The sequence below is a fragment of the Caballeronia calidae genome, from assembly GCF_900044055.2.
Classification (GTDB): Bacteria; Pseudomonadota; Gammaproteobacteria; order Burkholderiales; family Burkholderiaceae; genus Caballeronia; species Caballeronia calidae.
Genome location: NZ_FCOX02000279.1, coordinates 1 through 1270, shown reverse-complemented (window position 1 = coordinate 1270; position 1270 = coordinate 1). Strand labels below are relative to the sequence as shown.

1 protein-coding gene and 1 pseudogene are annotated in these 1270 nt (G+C 58.7%); both read right to left on the bottom strand.

Features of this window, described 5'->3' with window-relative positions:
* Nucleotides 1-404: pseudogene (locus AWB78_RS42625) on the bottom strand (hypothetical protein); the annotation flags it as partial.
* Nucleotides 405-494: 90 nt separating this feature from the next.
* Nucleotides 495-1270, bottom strand: a 776-nt coding sequence (locus tag AWB78_RS42620) for a SapC family protein (RefSeq protein ID WP_082883662.1), incomplete at its 5' end; no start/stop codon positions are given.

The following is a 1270-nucleotide window of genomic DNA, read 5'->3' as shown; positions in this document are numbered from 1 at the left end:
TGCCCACTGAAAAAGTAGTGGGCACATTCTGCGTTGCATCGCCTCCGCCTTCTACGTGGGCCGAATTGAGCGCTTTCATCGCTCTTGGCCGCCACCGCGGCGCGCAGCACGCACTCAAGCTCCGCATCATGAGTTCCCTGCGCCAGCAAGAACGTGGCGTAATTGGACAACACGCCGTGGTCATGGGGCGCCAGCAAACGCGCACGCTCATACGCATGCCGCGCTTGCGCTTGACGTCCCGAGACCGACAGCGCAATGGCATAGTTCAACCACCCATCCGCGCGGTGGTCCGCGCTGGCCAGCGCCTGTTCAAACAGCACACAAGCACGCTGCGCCTCGCCCCTGAGCAGACATTGGGTGCCTAAGGCCAACGCCTGCGTGAGGCCATCGGAGTCTGAATACATCACCACTCTGAACTCAAGAGAGGGGCGCGCCCGCCAAGCGCGTCTCGCTTAAGCGAGACGTTGCGTTGATTCGGCCACGCGTGCCCCGCTTTAGCTTGCGCGCAATGTCAGAAAACGAGAAAAATTCGGCAAACTTTGCAGATGCGCCAGAATGACCGCGGTGGCCCCGCAGCGGGTCCATTTGGCTAACGTCTCATCGGGCAGTGCGCAGAATTTCGCTTCATTCACGATCATGAGCCCGTCGAGGCGCCGCTCAGACGCCACGTGATCGAATTGGATGCTGGCCGTTTGCGGCTCAAGCAGGTCCAATTCGGCTAGTTCTTCGCACAGGCGCGCCCCCGCCAAGGTCTGCGCATTGAAGGCCTGAAGCTGGGCAATCACATCTTTGACGACCTGCGTGGGTCCCTCCTCGTATTGCTGAAACAGCGGTTGACCCTCCGTGGTATTAAAATCCGCGCAAGTCGAATCCACGCCGACTGAGAATTTTTCCGGATCGCCCGGATGCTCAATGGGAATAAACGGGTAGCGCTGCAAAAACTTCGGGATATGCGCCCCGCCGCGCCACTGTCCGTTGGCGTCGAGCAGAAGATTTTCTCCCTTCTCGATCCCCATGATCACATGAAAATGAGGCTTGCCCAGATCGTTTCGCACGATCGCCACCACACAGGTGCGGCTTAACGGCACCACCTCATTGAGGCCAATGGGCGCACTCAAAAGATGCGACGCAAACCGATAGCAACTCACCGGGCGGATGCGATACTGCTTATGTTTTTTCGGGTCCAGCAATTCGAAAGCGCTCAATTCGGCCCACGTAGAAGGCGGAGGCGATGCAACGCAGAATGTGCCCACTACTTTTTCAGTGGGCA